The 20,680-nt window shown below is 69.7% G+C and carries 19 protein-coding genes; 15 read left to right on the top strand and 4 right to left on the bottom strand.

Going from position 1 to position 20,680, the window contains the following annotated elements:
• The first annotated feature begins 59 nt into the window (after positions 1 to 59).
• The 15 genes from pdxS (at position 60) to AC3EO4_RS44025 (ending at position 16,074) form a co-directional block, all read left to right on the top strand.
• On the top strand, positions 60 to 995 hold the full coding sequence (gene pdxS / locus AC3EO4_RS43955; protein WP_379571657.1) for a pyridoxal 5'-phosphate synthase lyase subunit PdxS: 936 nt from the start codon (positions 60 to 62) through the stop codon (positions 993 to 995).
• A gap of 290 nt (positions 996 to 1,285) precedes the next feature.
• Positions 1,286 to 2,977 (top strand): alkaline phosphatase D family protein, encoded by a 1,692-nt coding sequence (locus AC3EO4_RS43960; protein WP_379571655.1) that lies wholly within the window; start codon positions 1,286 to 1,288, stop codon positions 2,975 to 2,977.
• 151 nt (positions 2,978 to 3,128) lie between these two features.
• A complete protein-coding gene (locus AC3EO4_RS43965) occupies positions 3,129 to 3,557 on the top strand; it encodes a MarR family winged helix-turn-helix transcriptional regulator (RefSeq protein ID WP_431901689.1) in 429 nt (142 codons plus the stop codon).
• A 168-nt stretch (positions 3,558 to 3,725) separates the two neighbouring features.
• Positions 3,726 to 4,451 (top strand): endonuclease/exonuclease/phosphatase family protein, encoded by a 726-nt coding sequence (locus tag AC3EO4_RS43970; RefSeq protein ID WP_379571649.1) that lies wholly within the window; start codon positions 3,726 to 3,728, stop codon positions 4,449 to 4,451.
• A gap of 116 nt (positions 4,452 to 4,567) precedes the next feature.
• Positions 4,568 to 5,092, top strand: a complete 525-nt coding sequence (gene pdxT, locus AC3EO4_RS43975; RefSeq protein ID WP_379572097.1) for a pyridoxal 5'-phosphate synthase glutaminase subunit PdxT — start codon at positions 4,568 to 4,570, stop codon at positions 5,090 to 5,092.
• A 3-nt stretch (positions 5,093 to 5,095) separates the two neighbouring features.
• Complete coding sequence (locus tag AC3EO4_RS43980; RefSeq protein ID WP_379571647.1) at positions 5,096 to 5,848, top strand: YebC/PmpR family DNA-binding transcriptional regulator; 753 nt, start codon at positions 5,096 to 5,098, stop codon at positions 5,846 to 5,848.
• A 43-nt stretch (positions 5,849 to 5,891) separates the two neighbouring features.
• On the top strand, positions 5,892 to 7,040 hold the full coding sequence (locus tag AC3EO4_RS43985) for a GNAT family N-acetyltransferase (RefSeq protein ID WP_431901692.1): 1,149 nt from the start codon (positions 5,892 to 5,894) through the stop codon (positions 7,038 to 7,040).
• A 215-nt stretch (positions 7,041 to 7,255) separates the two neighbouring features.
• Complete coding sequence (gene ruvC / locus AC3EO4_RS43990; RefSeq protein WP_431901693.1) at positions 7,256 to 7,783, top strand: crossover junction endodeoxyribonuclease RuvC; 528 nt, start codon at positions 7,256 to 7,258, stop codon at positions 7,781 to 7,783.
• A complete protein-coding gene (ruvA, locus tag AC3EO4_RS43995) occupies positions 7,780 to 8,400 on the top strand; it encodes a Holliday junction branch migration protein RuvA (protein ID WP_379571641.1) in 621 nt (206 codons plus the stop codon). Before ruvC ends, ruvA begins: the two co-directional genes overlap by 4 nt.
• Positions 8,401 to 8,449: 49 nt before the next feature.
• Positions 8,450 to 9,466, top strand: a complete 1,017-nt coding sequence (gene ruvB, locus AC3EO4_RS44000; protein WP_379571639.1) for a Holliday junction branch migration DNA helicase RuvB — start codon at positions 8,450 to 8,452, stop codon at positions 9,464 to 9,466.
• 312 nt (positions 9,467 to 9,778) lie between these two features.
• Positions 9,779 to 10,180 carry a preprotein translocase subunit YajC gene (gene yajC / locus AC3EO4_RS44005; protein WP_379571637.1) on the top strand — a complete coding sequence of 134 codons (402 nt, stop codon included), beginning with the start codon at positions 9,779 to 9,781 and terminating at the stop codon, positions 10,178 to 10,180.
• 42 nt (positions 10,181 to 10,222) lie between these two features.
• Positions 10,223 to 12,016: a protein translocase subunit SecD gene (gene secD / locus AC3EO4_RS44010; protein WP_379571635.1), complete on the top strand. Its 1,794-nt coding sequence runs from the start codon at positions 10,223 to 10,225 to the stop codon at positions 12,014 to 12,016.
• Position 12,017: 1 nt separating this feature from the next.
• Positions 12,018 to 13,025, top strand: a complete 1,008-nt coding sequence (secF, locus tag AC3EO4_RS44015; protein ID WP_431901698.1) for a protein translocase subunit SecF — start codon at positions 12,018 to 12,020, stop codon at positions 13,023 to 13,025.
• Positions 13,026 to 13,180: 155 nt separating this feature from the next.
• On the top strand, positions 13,181 to 13,702 hold the full coding sequence (locus tag AC3EO4_RS44020; protein ID WP_379571631.1) for an adenine phosphoribosyltransferase: 522 nt from the start codon (positions 13,181 to 13,183) through the stop codon (positions 13,700 to 13,702).
• 74 nt (positions 13,703 to 13,776) lie between these two features.
• Positions 13,777 to 16,074: a RelA/SpoT family protein gene (locus AC3EO4_RS44025; RefSeq protein WP_379571629.1), complete on the top strand. Its 2,298-nt coding sequence runs from the start codon at positions 13,777 to 13,779 to the stop codon at positions 16,072 to 16,074.
• Here the strand turns inward: AC3EO4_RS44025 and AC3EO4_RS44030 are convergent.
• From AC3EO4_RS44030 to AC3EO4_RS44045, 4 genes are all read right to left on the bottom strand, one after another.
• Complete coding sequence (locus AC3EO4_RS44030; RefSeq protein WP_431901702.1) at positions 16,052 to 17,098, bottom strand: hypothetical protein; 1,047 nt, start codon at positions 17,096 to 17,098, stop codon at positions 16,052 to 16,054. The two genes, AC3EO4_RS44025 and AC3EO4_RS44030, sit on opposite strands and share 23 nt — an antisense overlap.
• Positions 17,095 to 18,150, bottom strand: a complete 1,056-nt coding sequence (locus AC3EO4_RS44035) for a TOMM precursor leader peptide-binding protein (protein WP_431901704.1) — start codon at positions 18,148 to 18,150, stop codon at positions 17,095 to 17,097. The genes AC3EO4_RS44030 and AC3EO4_RS44035 overlap by 4 nt, the downstream gene beginning before the upstream one ends.
• A 322-nt stretch (positions 18,151 to 18,472) precedes the next feature.
• Complete coding sequence (locus AC3EO4_RS44040; protein ID WP_379571623.1) at positions 18,473 to 19,723, bottom strand: DUF349 domain-containing protein; 1,251 nt, start codon at positions 19,721 to 19,723, stop codon at positions 18,473 to 18,475.
• A 38-nt stretch (positions 19,724 to 19,761) separates the two neighbouring features.
• Complete coding sequence (locus tag AC3EO4_RS44045) at positions 19,762 to 20,616, bottom strand: peptidylprolyl isomerase (RefSeq protein WP_379571621.1); 855 nt, start codon at positions 20,614 to 20,616, stop codon at positions 19,762 to 19,764.
• Positions 20,617 to 20,680: the final 64 nt, after the last annotated feature.

Raw genomic sequence — 20,680 nt, forward strand, 5'->3', positions numbered from 1 at the left:
AATCAGCCTGCGACCCTGACATGGTGGTGTGTCCGGGCGTGGGGTGTTAAGGACCTACGATGGGCTTGAGAACTTACCGACCTGCCGTTGTGAGGAAGACCGTGTCTACCAGCCCCGTCACCGGAACCGCGCGCGTCAAGCGCGGCATGGCCGAGATGCTCAAGGGCGGCGTCATCATGGACGTCGTCACCCCCGAGCAGGCGAAGATCGCCGAGGACGCCGGGGCGGTCGCCGTCATGGCCCTGGAGCGCGTGCCCGCCGACATCCGCGCGCAGGGCGGCGTCTCCAGGATGAGCGACCCCGACATGATCGACGGCATCATCAACGCCGTCTCCATCCCGGTCATGGCCAAGGCCCGTATCGGGCACTTCGTCGAGGCGCAGGTCCTGCAGTCGCTGGGCGTCGACTACATCGACGAGTCGGAGGTCCTGACCCCGGCCGACTACGCCAACCACATCGACAAGTTCCAGTTCACCGTGCCGTTCGTGTGCGGCGCCACGAACCTCGGCGAGGCGCTGCGCCGCATCACCGAGGGCGCCGCCATGATCCGTTCCAAGGGCGAGGCGGGCACGGGCGACGTCTCCAACGCCGTCACCCACATGCGGACCATCAGGGGCGAGCTCAAGCGCCTCACCTCGCTGCCCGAGGACGAGCTGTACGTCGCGGCCAAGGAGCTGCAGGCGCCGTACGAGCTGGTCGTCGAGGTCGCCAAGACCGGCAAGCTGCCCGTGGTGCTGTTCACCGCCGGTGGCATCGCGACCCCCGCGGACGCGGCCATGATGATGCAGCTCGGCGCCGAGGGCGTGTTCGTGGGCTCCGGCATCTTCAAGTCGGGCGACCCGGCCAAGCGGGCGGCGGCCATCGTGAAGGCCACCACCTTCCACGACGACCCCGACGTGGTCGCGAAGGTGTCGCGCGGTCTGGGCGAGGCGATGGTCGGCATCAACGTCGACGAGATCCCGCAGCCCCACCGCCTGGCCGAGCGCGGCTGGTAGGTCTTCTTCGCAAGAAAGCGGCATCCCTGAGGGGGTGCCGCTTTTTTCGTGCCCGAACCCGATCCCGCCTGGCCGCGCCTGTCGGGAGTCGCGCCCGGTGGGGGCTGAGACAGGGGATCTGGGCGTTCTTCCGCTGCAGGGCGGGTTCAGGCGGCGCGCGGAGGAAATTTCCGTGAATAGCGAGTCTGCTGGTAAAAATCGCCATTTGTGTGACAGATGGTGTTAACCGGTGAGTCATGATCTTCGGCAAGGCTACGGGCGTCCCACCCTTGATCGCCTTGGGAGCACCCGTGTCCAAGCTCAACCGCCGCTCCTTCCTCGTCACCGGGTTAGCCGCAGGCGCCACCGCCGCGCTCCCCGCCACCGCCTCCGCCGACCCGGGCCCCGCCGCCGACCCCGCCGCGGAGAGCGCCGCGACCCTCGCCTCGCGCGGCCTCAAGACCGACCCGTTCACGCTGGGCGTCGCCTCGGGCGACCCCGACCACGACGGGTTCGTCATCTGGACCCGCCTGGCCCAGCAGCCGCTCGCCGAGGACGGCATGGGCGGCATGCCGCAGCGGCCCTTCCTCGTCCTGTGGCAGGTCTACGCCGACGAGCGCTGCCGCCGCGTCGTCCGCGCCGGTGTCGCGACGGCCGCCCCCGAATGGGGCCACAGCGTCCACGTCGAGGTCGACCACCTGCCCTCCGGCAGGGAGTACTGGTACCGCTTCAGGGTGGGCCCGTACGTCTCGCCCGTCGGCCGCGCCCTCACCGCCCCGCACCCCCTGGCGTACGGCGGAGCGCTGTCCATGGCGTTCGTCTCCTGCGCGCAGTACGAGCACGGGTTCTTCACCAGCTACCGCCGCCTGGCCGAGGAGCACCCGGACCTGGTCCTGCACCTGGGCGACTACCAGTACGAGTACACCAAGAACACCTACACCATCCCCGGCGGCAACGTCCGCGACCATGAGGGTCCCGAGACCGAGACCCTCGCCAACTACCGGCAGCGCCACGCGCAGTACAAGGCCGACCCCGACCTGCAGGCCGCGCACGCCGCCGCGCCGTGGCTGGTGGTGTGGGACGACCACGAGGTCGACAACAACTGGGCCGACGAGGTGCCGGAGAAGCCCGAGGTGCCGCAGCCGAACTTCCTGCAGCGCCGCGAGGCCGCCTTCCGCGCGTACTACGAGAACATGCCGCTGCGCCGCAGCTCCATTCCCAGCGGCATCGACATGCAGCTCTACCGGCGGATCCGCTGGGGGCGCATGGCCACCTTCCACATGCTCGACACCCGTCAGTACCGGGACGACCAGGGCTGCGGCGACGGCTACAGGGACTGCCCCGCGGCGGTGGACCCCGCGCGTTCGATCACCGGCGCGGCGCAGGAGGAGTGGCTGCTCGACGGCTTCCACCACTCGCAGGCGCAGTGGGACATCATCGGGCAGCAGGTCTTCTTCGCCCAGCGCGACAACAACGCCGGGCCCGCGAAGGTCACCAGCATGGACGCGTGGGACGGCTACGTGGCCTCCCGCCGGCGCATCACCCAGGGCTGGATCGACGCGAAGGTGCGCAACCCCGTCGTGCTGACCGGAGACGTGCACGCGCACTGGGCCAGCGACCTGAAGCTCGACTACGACGACCCGACCGGGCCGTCCGTGGGCGCCGAGCTGGTCGCCACGTCGATCAGCACCGGTGGGAACGGGGCCGACTCCAACCCCGCCACACACCCGTTCCTCAAGATCAACCCGCACCTGAAGTTCTACAACAACCAGCGCGGCTACGTGCTGACGAAGATCGAGCGGGACCTGATGACCGCCGACTTCCGCGTGGTGCCGCAGGTGCAGACGCCCGGGTCGCAGGTGTACACCAGGGCGACGTTCGTGGTGGAGGACCGCGTGCCAGGGGTGCAGCAGACGTACCTGCGTCCGCTCGACCCGTCGATCAGAGCGGTGCCCGAGATGACCGTCGAGGACACGGTGCGCCTGGAGACCGAGCGCCCCTAGCCGAACCCTCCGAACACCCGATCCCCGGCCGCCGCCGGCGGCCCCCGGGTCCCGGTGTCCGGAATTCTCGGCGCCTGGGCGGCGTCCCCGCAGGGGGCGTCGCCCTTACTTCCGTTGAATACTTAGTCAGACTAATTTAATCTGCCTCAGTATGACGTCCGACGACCCCGACCTCCTCGCGACGCGACTCGCCGCCACCCTCCGTCACCTGGTGCTGCTGGTCCGGCGAGCCGTCGCGGGCCAGCCCATCACCAGCCAGCAGTACTCCGTCCTCGGCTCGCTCGAGAACGGCCCCCGCCGGATGACCGAGCTGGCCGAGGAGCACGCCGTCCAGCTCCCCACCATGACCGTCCAGATCAACCGCCTGGAGGATCCCGGTCTGGTCGCCAGGGGCATCGACCCGGCCGACGCCCGCGTCAGGACGGTCGAGCTCACCGAGGAGGGGCGCGCCAGGCTGCGTGCCGTACGCAGAGCCAGGGCCGAGTTCATCGCCCGCGAGCTGGCCCAGCTCAGCCCCGAGGAGCGGGCCGCCCTCACCGCGGCCCTGCCCGCCCTCGACAAGCTGGGGCGGCGACAGTAACAGAAGGAGAATCATGTACACGCTGGGGCGGTGTGCTGCCTGGCCGGCATCGCCGTCCTGTACGCCAGGAGGCACCACCTGCGCCCCCTGGCCCGCGTGGACATGGACCACACCTTCCAGGAAGTGGTTGCATAGCGGTTCATGTTGGATCAAGCCATCATCACGGTGATGACCTGGAACGTCTGCACGGGCACCAACGCGGCCTGCGAGCTGTACCGCAGGAGCCCGCAGGAACTGGCCTGGCACATCAGCGACCGCCTTCTCGGCGATCCTGACGTGATCTTCCTGCAGGAATTCTGCACCGGCGCCACGGGCACGCTCGAGCAGTGGCTCGAATGGCGGACAGGACGGAGCTGGACCGTCAGGTCATGGGGTCTGACGACGGCGGAGGGCAGACCGTACGAGTGCCACCCCGACAGGAACGGCCGCCCGAGGGGCGCGCAGAGCGTCACGGTGGCGGTCGCCGACCACGCGGCCGACTTCGAGACCGTGCCGCTGACCTCTCCGCCCTGGTTCGCCAGGCGCGCCGCGCTGTGCGCGACGATTGCGGCCGTCAAGGTGCGGGCCTGCGGCACCCACCTGTCGTCCGGCATGGCCAACGACGACGCGCAACGCGGCGCGCCGTACCGGCACAGGCAGGTCAGGCAGCTGATGGCGGCCGCGCCGAAGGCGGGCCACACCAGTGTCTTCGGCGGTGACCTGAACCTCACGCCCGGCAGGGTCGCCGCCTACGGCTTCTACGACGAGTGCGATCCGCGCATGCGGTGGACCTACGTGAAGAAGCGCAAGATCGACTATCTCTTCGCGCCGAAGGGCCGGGTGCTGCGGTGCTGGGTCGGCGCGGAGACCGGGGGCTCCGACCATCTGCCGATGGCGGTCAGGGTGGCCCTGTAGGAAGAGCACGGACCGCTCTGGTGTTGAATCAGGGGAACCCGGACCACGAAGGAAGGACGACCGTGCCCACAATCGGTGTACTCGCACTCCAGGGAGACGTGCGCGAGCACGTCCACATGCTGGAGGAGGCGGGCGCGAAGGCCATGGCCGTGCGCAGGCCCGCCGAGCTCGAGACCGTCGACGGGCTGGTCATCCCCGGCGGGGAGTCCACCACGATGTGGAAGCTCGCCGAGATCTTCGAGATGCTCGAGCCGTTGCGGCTGCGCGTCAAGGAGGGCATGCCCGCCTACGGCTCGTGCGCGGGCATGATCATGCTGGCCGACCGGATCCAGGACGGGATCGACGGGCAGCAGACGATCGGCGGCATCGACATGGTCGTCAGGCGCAACGCCTTCGGCCGCCAGGTCGACTCCTTCGAGTCGGACCTGTCCTTCGCCGGCGCCCCCGTGCACGCCGTCTTCATCCGCGCCCCATGGGTGGAATCGGTGGGTTCTGAGGTCGAGGTGCTGGCGACCGCTCCCCCTGGGGATAGGATCGTCGCGGTCCGCCAGGGGCCGCTGCTCGCGACATCGTTCCACCCGGAGCTGACCGGGGACACACGCGTGCATGAATATTTCGTCAACATGGTGAGGGAGCTCTAGGTAATGTCCGGCCACTCCAAATGGGCGACGACGAAGCACAAGAAGGCCGCACTCGACGCCAAGCGCGGCAAGCTCTTCGCCAAGCTCATCAAGAACATCGAGGTGGCGGCCAGGACCGGTGGCCCTGACCCGGATGCCAACCCCACCCTCTTCGACGCCATCTTCAAGGCGAAGAAGAACTCGGTGCCCAACGACAACATCGAGCGCGCCCGCAAGCGCGGTGGCGGCCTCGAGGCGGGCGGCGCCGACTGGCAGACCATCATGTACGAGGGCTACGCGCCCGGCGGTGTCGCGGTGCTCATCGAGTGCCTGACCGACAACCGCAACCGCGCCGCCTCCGAGGTGCGCGTCGCGCTGACCCGTAACGGCGGCTCGCTGGCCGACCCGGGCTCGGTGTCGTACATGTTCAACCGCAAGGGCGTCGTGATCGTGCCCAAGAACGGGCTGTCCGAGGACGACGTGCTCGTCGCGGTGCTCGAGGCGGGTGCCGAGGAGGTCAACGACCTGGGCGAGTCGTTCGAGGTCGTCTCCGAGGCCGGTGACCTGGTGCCGGTGCGCAAGGCGCTGCAGGAGTCGGGCATCGACTACGACTCGGCCGAGTCGAGCTTCCTTCCCACGATGAACGTCCCGCTCGACGAGGACGGCGCGCGCAAGGTGTTCCGCCTGATCGACGCGCTGGAGGACAGCGACGACGTGCAGAACGTCTGGGCCAACTTCGACGTGAGCGACGACATCATGGAGAAGCTCGACGCCTAAACGGTTCGCCAGGCGTGTCCCGCGGTGCGTAGGTTGACCTGCTGTGGACATTCGTGACCTGACGCCGGACGACCTCGACGCCGTCCTCGACACCCGTAAGCGATCTTTCGGACCGGTGCCCGACGACACCGTCGACGCCTGGCGCGCGACGGCGCGGGCCACCATGGAGCGGGGGCGCTACCTGGGCGTCTTCGACGGCTCCAGGCTGGCGGGCGCAGGCCGGCTGCCCGGCTTCACCCAGTGGTGGCACGGCAGGCCGCAGCCGATGGCGGGGATCGCGGGCGTGGTCGTCAACCCCGAGGACCGCGGGCGCGGCGTGGGCAGGCGGCTCATGCGCGCCATCCTCGCCAGAGCCGCCGAACTCGGGGACGCGGTCTCCGCCCTCTACCCCGCCACCACGCCGATCTACCGCTCGCTCGGCTGGGAGCACGCGGGCGCGGAGAACGTCGTCACGCTGTCTCCGGAGGCGCTGCGCACCATCCGCCCCACCGAACCGGTCAAGCTGCGCAGGATGGGACCCGGCGACGCCGCCGAGGTGATCGCGATCGTCGGCCGGGTCCACGCCGCCAACCGCGCCAGCGGCCCCATCTGCTGGGACGAGGCCGCGTGGCGCGACTTCCTCGGCGACGAGGACGACTTCCTGTACCTGGCCGACGACGGCTACGTCACCTACACGTGGGACGACGGCGACATCTCCGTCGACAATCTCGTCGCAGGCTCGGCGGCGACCGCCCGCGCGCTGTGGTCGCTGGTCGGCACCTCCTCCTCGGTCGCCACGAAGGTCACGGCGGTGGTCGCGCCCGACGACCCCGTCCTGTGGCTGCTGCGTGAGCGGGGGAAGGAGGAGGTCAAGAGGACGCGGTGGATGTTCCGCGTCGTGGACGTGGCCGACGCGATCGCCAGGCGCGGCTTCCCCTCGGTGGTCTCGGCGAACGCCCTGGTCACGGTCGAGGATCCGGAGCGGCCTGCCAACACCGGCACCTGGCGGCTGGAGATCTCCGGAGGCTCCGGCACGGCCGGCGCCGCCGAGGGGGAGGGGCCGCGCTTCACCGTCAACGGCCTGTCGGCGCTGTACGCCGGGATCCCGACCTCGACGCTGCGGCTCGGCGGCATGCTGTCCGGCCCCGAGGAGTTCGACGAGGCGCTGGACGCGGCGTTCGCCGGCACCCCCTACATGCTCGACTACTTCTGATCCTCCCCGCCTCTCCGCTCCCGCCACCATCACGCTCGGACTCGGGCTGCGCGAGGATGCCGACGAGATCCGCTTGTTCGACGCCGGCGCCTTCGGCCCCCGGCCTGGACCGGCGTCCCGCTCGCCCCCCGACGCGTGTTCGCCGTGCGCCGCCCGCCCAACCAGGGTAGAGTTCGCTGCCGAACAGATGTTCGGCAGCGAACGGAGGGCGGGCCGTGCGGGTGATGGGCGTCGACCCAGGGCTGACCAGATGCGGCCTCGGAGCCGTCGAGGGCCGCCCCGGCGCGCCGCTGACGCTCGTCGCGGTCGGCGTCGTGCGCACCTCGGCCGACGACGAGCTCGGCGCCAGGCTCGTCGGCATCGAGCGCGGCATCGAGCGGTGGCTCGACGACGTCCGCCCCGACGCGGTCGCCGTCGAGCGCGTCTTCGCCCAGCACAACGTCCGCACCGTGATGGGCACCGCGCAGGCGGCCGGCATCGCGGTGCTCTGCGCCGCCAGGCGCGGCCTGCCCGTGGCCCTCCACACGCCCTCGGAGGTCAAGGCCGCCATCACCGGCAGCGGCACCGCCGACAAGAAGCAGATCGGCACCATGGTCACCAGGCTGCTACGGCTGGCCGAGATGCCCAAACCCGCCGACGCGGCCGACGCGCTCGCCCTGGCCATCTGCCACGTGTGGCGGGGCGGCACCCAGAACAGACTGGCCGAGGCGCTGGCCAAGGCATCGAGAGGACGTGCGCTGTGATCGCGTCGGTTTCCGGGGTCGTGGCGGCGCTCGCGCCCGACGCGGCCGTGCTCGAGGTCGGCGGGGTGGGCGTGCTGGTGCACTGCACGCCGGGCACGCTCGCCACCCTCCGGGTCGGCGAGCACGGCAGGCTGGCCACCTCCCTCGTCGTCAGGGAGGAGTCACTCACCCTGTACGGCTTCGCCACCGATGACGAACGCACGGTCTTCGAGCTGGTCCAGACGGCCAGTGGCGTGGGCCCGAAGCTGGCGCTGGCCATGCTCGCTGTCCACACGCCCAACTCGCTGCGCCTCGCTGTCGCCTCGGCCGACCTCAAAGCGCTCACCAGGATCCCCGGCATCGGGCAGAAGGGCGCCCAGCGCATCGTGCTGGAGCTGAAGGACAAGCTCGGCACCCCGCAGGAGGCGGTCAACGCCGCGCTCAACGGCCACGGCGCCGTCCCGCTGTGGCGCGATCAGGTCCACTCCGGCCTCGTCGGGCTCGGCTACTCCACCAGAGACGCCGACGAGGCGATCGCCCTGGTGGAGCCGCAGGCCGACGCCGAGGTCGTCGCGGGCAGGCAGCCGCAGGTGGCCGCGCTGCTGAAGGCGGCGCTCCGGGCGCTGAGCGTCCGATGAGGCGGCCGGGGGCCTGGCGCGACCGCGCGAACGGCGATAGGGAGAAGCGGTGAGCATCGAGCGCGACCTGGTGTCGCCTGACGCCGAGGGCGACGAGCTGCAGATCGAGGCGGCGCTGCGGCCGAAACGGCTGGCCGACTTCATCGGTCAGGCGCGGGTGCGCGAACAGCTGTCGCTGGTGCTGGAGAGCGCCGTCAAACGTGACAGGCCGCCCGACCACGTGCTGATGAGCGGCTCGCCCGGGCTGGGCAAGACCACCCTCGCCATGATCGTCGCAGCCGAGCTCGGCGCCCCGCTGCGGATCACCTCGGGTCCCGCGCTGGAACGGGCGGGCGACCTGGCGGCGATCCTGTCGACGCTGACCGAGGGGGAGGTGCTGTTCATCGACGAGATCCACCGGATGGCCCGCCCCGCCGAGGAGATGCTCTACCTCGCGATGGAGGACTTCAGGGTCGACATCATCGTCGGCAAGGGGCCAGGGGCGACCGCGATCCCGCTGGAGATCGCGCCCTTCACGCTCGTGGGGGCGACGACCAGGGCGGGCCTGCTGCCCGCCCCGCTGCGCGACAGGTTCGGCTTCACCGCTCACATGGACTTCTACGAGGTGGCCGAGCTCGAGCAGGTGCTGCGCCGCTCCTCCAGGCTGCTTGGGGTGTCGCTGCCCGACGAGGGCGCGCACGAGATCGCCAGGCGCTCGCGCGGCACGCCCCGTATCGCCAACCGGCTGCTGCGCAGGGTGCGCGACTTCTCCGACGTCCGCTCCGACGGTGTCATCACCCGCGACATCGCCTCGGCCGCGCTCAACCTCTACGAGGTCGACGCCGAGGGCCTCGATCGGCTCGACCGGGCGGTGCTCGGCGTGCTGTTGCGCAAGTTCGGCGGCGGACCCGTCGGGCTCTCGACGCTGGCGGTGGCCGTGGGAGAGGAGCCGGAGACGGTGGAGGTGGTGGCCGAGCCGTTCCTGGTGCGCCAGGGGCTGCTGGCCCGCACGCCGCGCGGGCGGGTCGCCACCAGCGCCGCCTGGCTTCACCTGGGGCTCACCCCGCCGCCGGAGGCGCCTTTCTGATCTGACGTGCTGATCCGCGGGCGTGCTTCTGTCAAGCTCGGGCGTGTTCTGTCAAGATGGAACCTGACGGCCCGCCGTCCTGAGGGGCGGCACCCGGGGTCACAGAACGGTTGCAAGCATTGCGAATTGGGAACTTCCCCGCGCGCCGAACCGCTGCCTCGTTGCCGGGTTTCGCAACAACCGCCTACACTCCGTGGCTTGGCTGGCTGTGTAAGCTGACGGGCTGAGCGGCGCGGCCCTCGACGCAACGCATGGAATTTCCGGCTCGAAGCCGGTGTCATCATCTTTGATAGACGATGGAAGGTCGCCCTCGTGGACTCAGCAACGCTCATGAACATCCTGCCGCTTGTCCTGCTGGTAGTGGTGTTCTACTTCCTGCTCATCAGGCCGCAGCGCAAGCGGCAGCAGGAAGCCGTTCAGATGCAGAACTCCCTGGCGCCCGGCGCAAGGGTCATGACCACCACTGGTCTGTTCGCCACCGTGGTCGCCGTTGACAACGAGGATGTCATCCTGGAGGTCGCGCCCGGCGTGGAGACCCGCTGGGTGAAGGCGGCCGTCGGCCGTGTCCTCACCCCGACCACCGACGACAAGATCGCCGGTACGGCGGTCTCCGAGACGACTGCGCCCGAGACGGTTGAGACCAAGGACTCCGACGGAGTCGACGAGCCGGTCGACCGCAACAACGATGAGGACACGAATAGCAAGAAGTCCTGACTAGGCTTGCGGCAAACCTCTAACTGAAAGAACAGACGACCAGTGGCCCGACCGACCAGCGGCCAGAGCAAGCCGGGGCGCACGCTCCTGTTGCTCCTGGCGCTCATCCTCGCCATGAGCGGGGCGATGTTCCTGCACCCGGCGTTCACGCCCAAGCTCGGACTCGACCTCGCGGGCGGCACGACGGCGACTCTGTCGCCGATCACACCGAACGGCTCTCCCCCTTCTGAAGAGAGCCTCAACCTCGCCGTCAACATCATCCGTGACCGGGTGAACGGCACCGGAATCTCCGACGCTGAGGTCGCCAAGTCGGGCGACAACATCGTCATCTCGGTTCCCGGCGCGGGCAAGGACGAGGTCATCAAGCTGGTCGGCACCACGGCGGAGCTGCGCTTCCGCCAGGTTCTGGCCGCCGAGGCGGCCCAGCCGCAGCCGAGCACCATGCCCACCCAGGCGCCCACGCCCTCGGGCAGCGGCCAGCCGAGCGGGCAGCCTTCCGCACAGCCGAGCGCCCAGCCGTCGGCCAACGCCCCGTCGCCCAGCGCCTCGCCGACGGGCAAGGCCCTGTCGTCCGCGCTGACCTCGCCCAACCCGTCGCCCTCTGCCACCGCCGGTGCCGAGCAGAAGGGCCAGGACAAGGGCCGGCAGGACAACGGCCAGGACGGCAAGGGCCAGGACAAGGGCAAGAACGCCAAGGCGACGCCGAGCGCGCAGCCCAGTGCCCAGCCGAGCGCCCAGCCGTCGCAGGACCCCGCGCTCGCGGGCATCGACCCCGCGCTCGTCAAGCAGTTCAACGAGCTCGACTGCGCCAAGAACAAGGGCCAGGGCGTCCAGGACGACCCGAGCAAGCCGTACGTCACCTGTGACGAGGACGGCACCGCCAAGTACATCCTCGACAAGGCCAGGGTCGTCGGCACCGACATCGACACCGCCAGCGCCGGCGTGCAGCAGACCACCGGCCAGTGGGTCGTCCAGCTCAACTTCAAGGCCAAGGGCGCCACGGCCTGGTCGACCCTGACCACCGAGGCCTACAAGGCCCAGCCGCCGCGCAACATGGTCGCCGTGGTCCTCGACGGTGTCGTCATCACCGCCCCGAACATCAACGAGCCGATCCCCGGCGGGCGTGCCGAGATCAGCGGCGGGTTCACCCAGCAGACCGCGACCCAGCTGGCCGACCAGCTGAAGTACGGCGCGCTGCCGCTGAAGTTCGTGCGCAGCTCGATCGACACGATCTCCTCGACGCTCGGCCAGGACCAGCTGATGGGCGGCCTGATCTCCGGCGCCATCGGTCTCGGCCTGGTGGTCCTGTACTCGCTGCTCTACTACAGGGGCCTCGGCCTGGTCGCGGTCCTGAGCCTCGTGGTCGCCTCGATCATCACCTACGAGGCGGTCGTGCTGCTCGGCACCTACGCGGGCTTCGGCCTGTCGCTGCCGCACATCATCGGTCTGGTGGTCTCGATCGGTATCACCGCCGACTCCTTCATCGTCTACTTCGAACGAATAAGGGACGAGATGAAGGAGGGCAGGCGCACGCTGCGCGCCGCCGTCGAGGTGGCCTGGGTGCGCGCGCGGCGCACGATCCTGATCGCCGACGCGGTCATGTTCATCGCCGCCATCGTGCTCTACTTCCTGGCGGTCGGCGGCGTGGCAGGATTCGCCTTCGCGATGGGCCTCACGACACTCATCGACGTGCTGGTGGTGTTCCTGTTCACCAAGCCGTTCATCGCGCTGCTGGCGAGGCTGAAGTTCTTCGCCAAGGGTCACAAGCTCTCCGGTCTCGACGCCGAGCGCATGGGGCCGGAGACTGTTCGTACGACCACCCCGCAGGAGGCCTGACATGGGACTCGGGCGTCGCCTCTACCGAGGCGAGATCGACGTCGACTTCGTCGGCCGCAGGAAGCTGTGGTACGGCCTTTCGGCCTTCCTCATCGCCTTCTCCATCGCGGGTCTGGTCTTCAGCGCCGTCACCCACGGCAGCCCGCTCAACCTGGGCGTGGAGTTCAAGGGCGGCTCGGTGTTCTCCTTCACCGCGCCGAAGGCCACCATCGAGCAGGTCCGCGAGACCATGACCGACGCGGGCGTCCACCAGCCGATCGTGCAGCAGGCCGGCACCGCCGGCTGGCGCGTGACGACCGAGACCCTCGACGAGGCCAACCTCAGCAGGGTGCAGAAGTCGGTCTCCGAGGATCTCGGCGTCGACGCCAAGCAGATCTCCATCACCTCGATCGGCGCCTCGTGGGGCGGTGAGGTGGCGAACAAGGCCTGGATCGGCCTCGGCGTGTTCATGCTCGCGATCATCCTGTACCTGAGCATGGCCTTCGAGCCGAAGATGGCCTTGGCGGCCATCGTCGCGTTGATCCACGACCTGGTCATCACCGCGGGCATCTACGCGTGGTCGGGCTTCGAGGTCACCCCTGCGACCATGCTGGGCTTCCTCACCATCCTGGGCTATTCGCTGTACGACGCGGTCGTCGTGTTCGACATGATCAAGGAGGTCACCGCCAAGCTCGGCACGACCTCCAAGAAGACGTACACGATGGCCGCCAACGACGCGCTCAACCACACGCTGATCAGGTCGCTGAACACCTCGCTCGTCGCCATCCTGCCGGTGGCGGCGATCCTGTTCATCGGCACCACGGTGCTCGGCGCGGGCACGCTGAAGGACCTCTCGCTCGCCCTGTTCGTCGGCATGCTCGTCGGCACGTACTCCTCGCTGTGCGTGGCCACGCCGCTGCTGGTGACGCTGAAGGAGCGCGAGCCGAGGTACCAGGCGATCGCCAAGCGCCTGGCCTCCACCGGCGGGGGCAAGGGCGGCGCCAAGCGGCCCGCCACCGCCAAGAACTGACCGCTCCACCTTCGACGCCCTCGCTCCCTCATCGGGGACGGGGGCGTCGCCCTGCCACCGGCCGGACGGGTCCGGTGTCGTCGGCGGGGCGGGTGTGTGGGAAGGTGATGCGTCCGGCAGACGGACGCACCAGACGATGAGGGAGAGAGCCCGACGTGAGCGAGCTGAGCCAGCTGATCCTCGACCGGATCAGGGACGTCAACGACTACCCGAAGCCGGGCGTCGTGTTCAAGGACATCACCCCGCTCCTGGCCGACCCGCAGGCCTTCGGCGCGGTCGTCGACGCGCTCGCGGGGCTCTTCCCCGGCGTGGACAAGATCGTGGGAATCGAGGCGCGCGGCTTCATCCTGGCCGCCCCCGCCGCCTGCCGCGCCAACGCGGGCTTCGTGCCGGTCCGCAAGAAGGGCAAGCTGCCCTCCGCGACCCTGGAGGCCTCCTACGACCTGGAGTACGGCTCGGCCACCATCGAGGTGCACCAGGACGCGTTCGAGCCCGGCGACCGCGTTCTCATCGTCGATGACGTGCTGGCCACGGGCGGCACGGCCGAGGCGACGGTGGAGCTGATCAGGAGGACGGGTGCCGAGGTCGTCGGCGTCGCCGTCCTCATGGAGCTGGCCTTCCTGAAGGGCCGTGAGCGGCTGGCGGACATCGACCTGCGGGCGCTCGTGATCGTGTGATTGCCGACCGGCCGACGCGCGGGTGACACACCTGGATACACTGAGGGATCTGGACTCGAACGTAAGGAGTCTGTGTGCCCCGTGAGGTAGTCGTGCCCGACGTAACCGACGCCGGAAATTCCGATGGAGGGTCCGGCGTTCCAGCGGTGCGTCGACGACGGTTTGGGGGTGGGGCCATGAATCCGGTGCTGGAGCCGCTTTTCAGGACGGTCCGCGCCACCCATCCCAAGGCGGATCTTCGCCTCATCGAGCGTGCCTACGACGTGGCCGCCTACCATCACCGCGACCAGAAGCGGAAGAGCGGCGACCCGTACATCACCCATCCGCTGGCCGTGGCGACGATCCTGGCCGAGCTCGGCACCGACGACGAGACGCTGTGCGCCGCTCTCCTGCACGACACGGTCGAGGACACCGCCTACAGCCTGGACGAGCTGCGTGGCGACTTCGGTGACAAGATCGGGCTGCTCGTCGACGGCGTCACCAAGCTCGACAAGGTCAAGTTCGGTGACGCCGCGCAGGCCGAGACCGTGCGCAAGATGGTCGTGGCGATGTCGCGCGACATCAGGGTGCTGGTCATCAAGCTCGCCGACCGCCTCCACAACATGCGCACGATGCGCTATCTGCCGGAGCACAAGAGGCAGCAGAAGTCCCGCGAGACGCTGGAGATCTTCGCCCCGCTGGCCCACCGCCTGGGCATGAACACGATCAAGTGGGAGCTCGAGGATCTCGCGTTCGCGATGCTCTATCCCAAGCGCTACGACGAGATCGCCCGCATGGTCTCCGAGCGGGCCCCGCGCAGGGACCTGTTCCTGCAGGAGGTCATCGAGAAGGTCTCGGCGGACCTGCGCGACGCCAGGATCCGCGCGGTGGTCAAGGGCAGGCCGAAGCACTACTACTCGGTCTACCAGAAGATGATCGCCCGCGACGTGGCCTTCGACGACATCTACGACCTGGTGGGCATCAGGGTCCTGGTCGACTCGGTCCGCGATTGCTATGCGGCGCTCGGAACGATCCACGCGCGGTGGAACCCGGTGCCCGGCCGGTTCAAGGACTACATCGCGATGCCCAAGTTCAACATGTACCAGTCGCTGCACACCACGGTGATCGGCCCCGAGGGCAAGCCCGTCGAGCTGCAGATCCGCACCCACGCCATGCACCACAGGGCCGAGTACGGCGTGGCGGCCCACTGGAAGTACAAGGAGGACGCCGGCACACCCGGCCCTTCGGGCAAGGTCAAGCCGGGCGGCGACATGGCGTGGTTGCGCCAGCTCCTCGACTGGCAGAAGGAGACCTCCGACCCGGGAGAGTTCCTGGAGTCGCTGCGCTTCGACCTGTCGGTGTCGGAGGTGTACGTCTTCACCCCGCGCGGCCAGGTGGTGGCGCTGCCGGAGGGGGCGACGCCGGTCGACTTCGCCTACGCCGTCCACACCGAGGTCGGACACCGGTGCATCGGCGCCCGCGTCAACGGCCGCCTGGTGCCGCTGGAGTCGCGCCTGGGCAACGGCGACACCGTCGAGATCTTCACCTCCAAGTCTCCCGACGCGGGTCCCTCGCGCGACTGGCTGAAGTTCGTCAAGTCGGGCCGCGCCCGCAACAAGATCAGGCAGTGGTTCTCCAAGGAGCGCCGCGAGACCGCGATCGAGGCGGGCAAGGAGGCCATCGGCAGGGCCATGCGCAAGCAGGGCCTGCCCCTGCAGCGGCTCATGTCGGGCGAGGCGCTGCTGGCGCTCGCCCGCGACCTGCGCTACCCGGACGTGTCGGCCCTCTACGCGGCCGTCGGCGAGGGGCACATCGCCGCGCAGGCGGTCGTGCAGAAGCTCGTGGCCTCCATCGGCGGCGTCGACAGCGCCGAGGAGGACATCGCCGAGGTCTCGCTGCCGACCAGGCTCAGCCGCCGTCCCAGGGGCGGTGGCGGCGCCGGGGTCGTGGTGGCGGGCGACTCCGACGTGTGGGTGCGGCTCTCGCGCTGCTGCACGCCCGTGCCCGGCGACGAGATCGTCGGCTTCGTCACCCGCGGCCACGGCGTGTCGGTCCACCGCTCCGACTGTTCCAACGTGGAGCAGCTGAAGGAGCAGCCCGACCGGCTCGTCGAGGTGACGTGGGCGCCGAACGAGGACTCGGTGTTCCTGGTGGCGATCCAGGTGGAGGCGCTCGACCGGCCGCGACTGCTGTCGGACGTCACGCGCACGCTGTCCGACCAGCACGTCAACATCCTGTCGGCGTCGGTGACGACCTCCCGCGACAGGGTGGCGGTCAGCAAGTTCACCTTCGAGATGGGCGACCCCAAGCATCTGGGCCACGTGCTCAAGGCGGTGCGCAGCATCCAGGGCGTCTACGACGTCTACCGGGTCAGCGGAGCCTCTGGCGGATGAAGACCCACAGGTAGAGCCCCCAGCCGAAGGCGACGATCGCCAGCGTGAGCACGGGCTGCACCGAGGTTCCGAGTTCGGCGAAGGCCTGCCCGCACACCGCGAGCGTGATCGGGACGGTGTAGCCGAGCAGGAACGCCAGGCCCAGCACTCGGCCGGCGATCAGGAACCAGGCGTAGACCCGCACGCCGCGCGGGGTGTCCGCGCCTCGGTGGCGCAGGTAGGCCTGGGCGTCGGCCATGAGGTTCTTGTTGCCGGTGGCGTTGGCGAAGGCGTAGTAGACGTCGGTGCGCATGAAGAACAGGAACTGCCAGACGATCTGCGAGGCGCAGATGGCCAGCACCAGGCGGGCCACGGCGTTCTCGGCGACGTACAGCGCGCAGGCGGCGCACGCGGCCAGGAACAGGTCGGTGCGCATGCCCGCCAGGTGGGCGCGGTAGCGGGCGCGGCGGGGCAGCCGCCAGACGCCGGTGACGTTGGTCTGCACCACGAGGAACTGCAGGCGGGTGCCGAGCGACAGCTGCGCACGCACGCCGAGCGAGCGTGCGGCGAGGATGTGGCTGAGTTCGTGGACGAGGACCAGCACCCAGGAGCCGACCGCGAACGCCAGCGTGAACGACAGGCTGTCCGACCAGACCAGCCCCGACATGCCGGACGCGATCCGCGGCCTGGCCACCACGGCGGCGACGGTGGCGAGCGCCGCCAGCGCGACGACGGCGTTGGCGGCGGGGGAGAAGAGCCAGCGCACGTGCGCGGGTCTGACACGGTCCCAGGGGCTCGGCGGGAGGTCGGGCTCCTGGAGCAGCCCCAGGCCGTCCAGACCGCCCACGAAGGCCGCCACGTCCACGTCGGCACCGTGGCGCTCCAGCACCTCCTTCCTGACCTCCTCGACGGTCCTGGTGCCGTCCAGCAGCGCCAGCACCTTCGCGGCGATGCCGGGAACGTTGACGAACCTGGCCCCGTTGCCCACCACGTAGTCGTCGGGGCCGTCCTCGACCACGCTGAGGAAGGTCAGGTCGGGCTTCACCCGCAGACCTCGCAGTCCTGGAGGCGCTCGAAGGCGTGGGCGGTGGTGGTCAGGTCGAGCAGATCCAGGTGGACGGTCCTGCCCTCGATGGCGGGCGGGCCCGTGCCGGTCAGGTGACGGACGGTCTCGGCGGCCAGCAGGCCCGAGACCGCCGCGCAAAGGGGGCCGAAGGCGGGGATCGTCCTTCCGGCGTTGTCGGCGGTGGGCAGTTCGGCCGAGCCGTACCGCTCGGCGAGCGTGCGCTCCCTGCAGGCGAGGCAACCGGTCGTGCCCGGCACCACGAGCGGGCCGATCAGGCCGACGTGCTGGTTGAAGCCCCCGGTCACGAACGGCACGCCCGCCCGGACGCAGGCCCTGTTGACCCAGCGGAGGATGTGCGGCTGCGGGGTGTCGACGGTGTTGACCACGAAGTCCGCGCCTTCGACGGGGACGTCGTCCGGGCCCTCGACGCGGCGCTCGATCTCGGCGATCTCCGCGTCGGGCCGGTGCGCGCGCAGCCTGGCGGCGGCCGCGCCGACCTTGGGCCTGCCGATGTCGGCGGTGGTGTAGAGGTGCTGGCGGTGCAGGTTGGACGGCTCGACCCGGTCGTCGTCGACGAGCGTCAGCCGCCGCACACCCGCGGTGACGAGCTGGACGGCGACCGCGCCGCCGATGGCCCCCGCGCCGAGCACGGTGATCCGCAGGTCGGCGAGCTCGCGCATGGCGGTGACCGCCCGGCCGGCCGGATGGAACATCGACAGGAACAGCGCCTGCCTGGACAGGCGGTCGTCGGCGGTCAGTGCGGACAGATCGCTCTCGGTGACCAGGAGGCGGGCGGCGAGCAATTGCCCGACGGCCGCGTCTATCTCGCCGGGGGTGACGCCGTCGAGCAGCCGGTAAAGCTCCTCCTTCGAACGAGGACGCTTCGCGCAGAGCCTGAACAATTCGCGCAGCGGCTTTTCCGCGGAGGAGAGCACGCGGCCGGTCGGCGGAAAGTCGCCGAGCCGGACCTGTTCGCGGGAGTCGTCGATGTACAAGGGGAACGCCGGATTCACCTGAATCCGTTCGCGCATGGGCGGGGCTCCAAGAGAGGTGGTGCGGGACCTCTGTCGAGGCCCCGCACGAACGGGTTCAGCAGCTGTTGCTGTTACCGGTCGTCTCCACCTCTTCGACGGGCTTGATCTCGATCGTCATCTTGACCCCTTTCGCCGATACCTCTGAGAGCCCTGTGATCTTAAGAAGAAAAAGGGAAAAAGGGGGAGGCCCAATGACCCTCTGTGATCACGTTTTTCGGGGTTTTTCCGAAGAAATCAGGAAAGGTTGAATCTCAGAACGTATGCGGCGGGAAATCGGCCTGACAGGCTCCGGGCGGCGCACCCGCCCGGAGCCGCGAGATCAGCTGAACTCGGCGAGCGTGCGCTCGGCCTCCTGCAGCCACGAACGGCGGGCCGCCAGCGCCTCCTCGGCGTCCTTGACGTCCTTGGCGCGCCCGGCGGCCTGGGCCTTGCCGAGCTTCTTCTCCAACTGCTCGATGGAGGCGCGCAGCTGGTCGACCGCGCTCTGCGCGCGCGCCCTCGCCTCGGGGTTGGAGCGCTTCCACTCCGCCTCCTCGGCCTTGCGGACCGCCTCGTCGATGCGGCGCAGCCCGCCCTCCAGCTTGTCGCGCTGCTCGCGCGGCACGGGGCCGACGGCCTCCCAGCGCTCCAGCATCGTGCGCAGCGAGGCCCGGGCGGCACGCGGGTCGGTCACGGGAAGGATCTTCTCCGCCTCGGCCAGCAGCACCTCCTTGGCCTCCGCGTTGGCCGCCAGCGAGGCGTCCCGCTCGGCGAAGACCGCCGAGCGGGCCTGGAAGAACTGGTCCTGCGCGGCCTTGAAACGGCCCCACAGCTCGTCCTCGGCCTCGCGCGAGGCCCTGCCCGCCGACTTCCACTGCTGCATGAGCTCGCGGTAGACGGCGGCCGTCTGGCCCCAGTCGGTGGAGTCGGCCAGCGCCTCGGCCTCGACCACGATCCGCTCCTTGTAGGCGCGGATGCCCTCGCGCTGCTCGTCGAGCCCCGCGAAGTAGGCCTTGCGCCGCTTGGCGAAGGCCGTGCGGGCGGCCGACAGCCGCTTCCACAGGGCGGCCTCGGTGACGCGGTCGATGCGCTCGGCGGCCTTCCACTCCTCCACCAGCTGGCGCAGCCGCTCGCCACCGGACTTCCAGTGGGTCGTCTCGTCGGCGATCCGCTCAGCCTCGGCGACGATGCGCTCCTTGACCGCCTTGGCCTCGGCCCTGGCCACGTCGCGCGCGGCCTTGACCTCCTCGCGGCGCTTGGCGACCAGCTCCGTCAGCGCGTCGAGGCGCTGGACGAGCGCGCCGAGGTCGCCGATGGCATGCGCGTCGGCCACGGCCTCGCGCAGCTTGACGATGGTCGCCTCGGCCTGCGCAGGAGCCAGGTCGGTGCCCTTGACACGCTGCTCGAGCAGCTGGACCTGGCCCGCCAGCTCGTCGTACTTGCGGTGGAAGTAGGCCAGCGCTTCTTCGGGCTCACCGGCCTGCCAGGACCCGACGGCCCGCTCTCCCTCGGCCGTACGCACGTAGACGGTGCCGTCGTCGTCTACCCGGCCCCACGGGTCGGTGCTCACCGTGTCCTCCCGCACTCTCATCAGACCCTTCGGGGACTACTGCCCCTAGTTGTATTACGTCAGCTCTTGGCAGAGATTGTCACGTCTTTGATTTCGACCGTCTCCTTCGGTGCGCCGGTGCCGTCCGGACCAGGAGTGATGACGCCCGCCTTGTTGACCTTGTCGAGAATGTCGAGACCCTTCGTGATGGTACCGACAGGCGTGTAGTCGGGGCTCAGCCCGATGTCGCCGAAGACCAGGAAGAACTGGCTGCCCGTGGTGCCGGGCTCGCTGGTCTTGGCCATCGCCATGACGCCGCGCTTGTAGGTGGCGCCCTCCAGGTTCTCCTCGGCCAGCCGGTAGCCGGGGCCACCCTGGCCGTCGCCCTGCGCCTTGCCGTCGGCCTTGGCCGTCGGGTCGCCGCACTGCAGCATCGGGAACTGCGCGCTGCCGAGACGGTGGCACTTGCTGCCGTTGTAGTACTTCTTGGCGGCCAGGTGCTTGAGCGAGTTGACGGTGCACGGGGCCTTGACGCCGTTGAGCTCGACGACGATGTCGCCCTGGCTCGTCTTGAGCGTCATGGTCGCGTCCTTGGCCTCCGCCTTGGCGGGCGGCAGTCCGACGTCCTTGACCGTGCCGCTGGTGTCGGCGAGGTAGCCGCACTCGCCCGTCGCGGGGTCGAAGGGCTTGGGGCCCGCCACGGCCGAGGCCGAGGCGGAGGGCGCGGCCGAGGGCGTCTCGGACGCCGAGGTGTCGTCGCCGCCGCCGAGGAGGGTGACCGCGGCGATCACGCCGCCCACGACCACCAGGACGCCCACGGTCGATCCGATCACGGCGGTGCGCTTGGCCTTGGTTTCGCGTTCGACACGACGCTGCATCTGCCGCTCGTAGTGCTCACGTGCCAGCTGACGCTGGCGGTCCTTGCCCGTGGACACCGCTTTGCCTCCCTATCGAATCAACTGAGGTGGGCGAATCGTATCGGCCAACCGGTAATGGTTC

It is taken from the genome of Nonomuraea sp. bgisy101 (assembly GCF_057708945.1).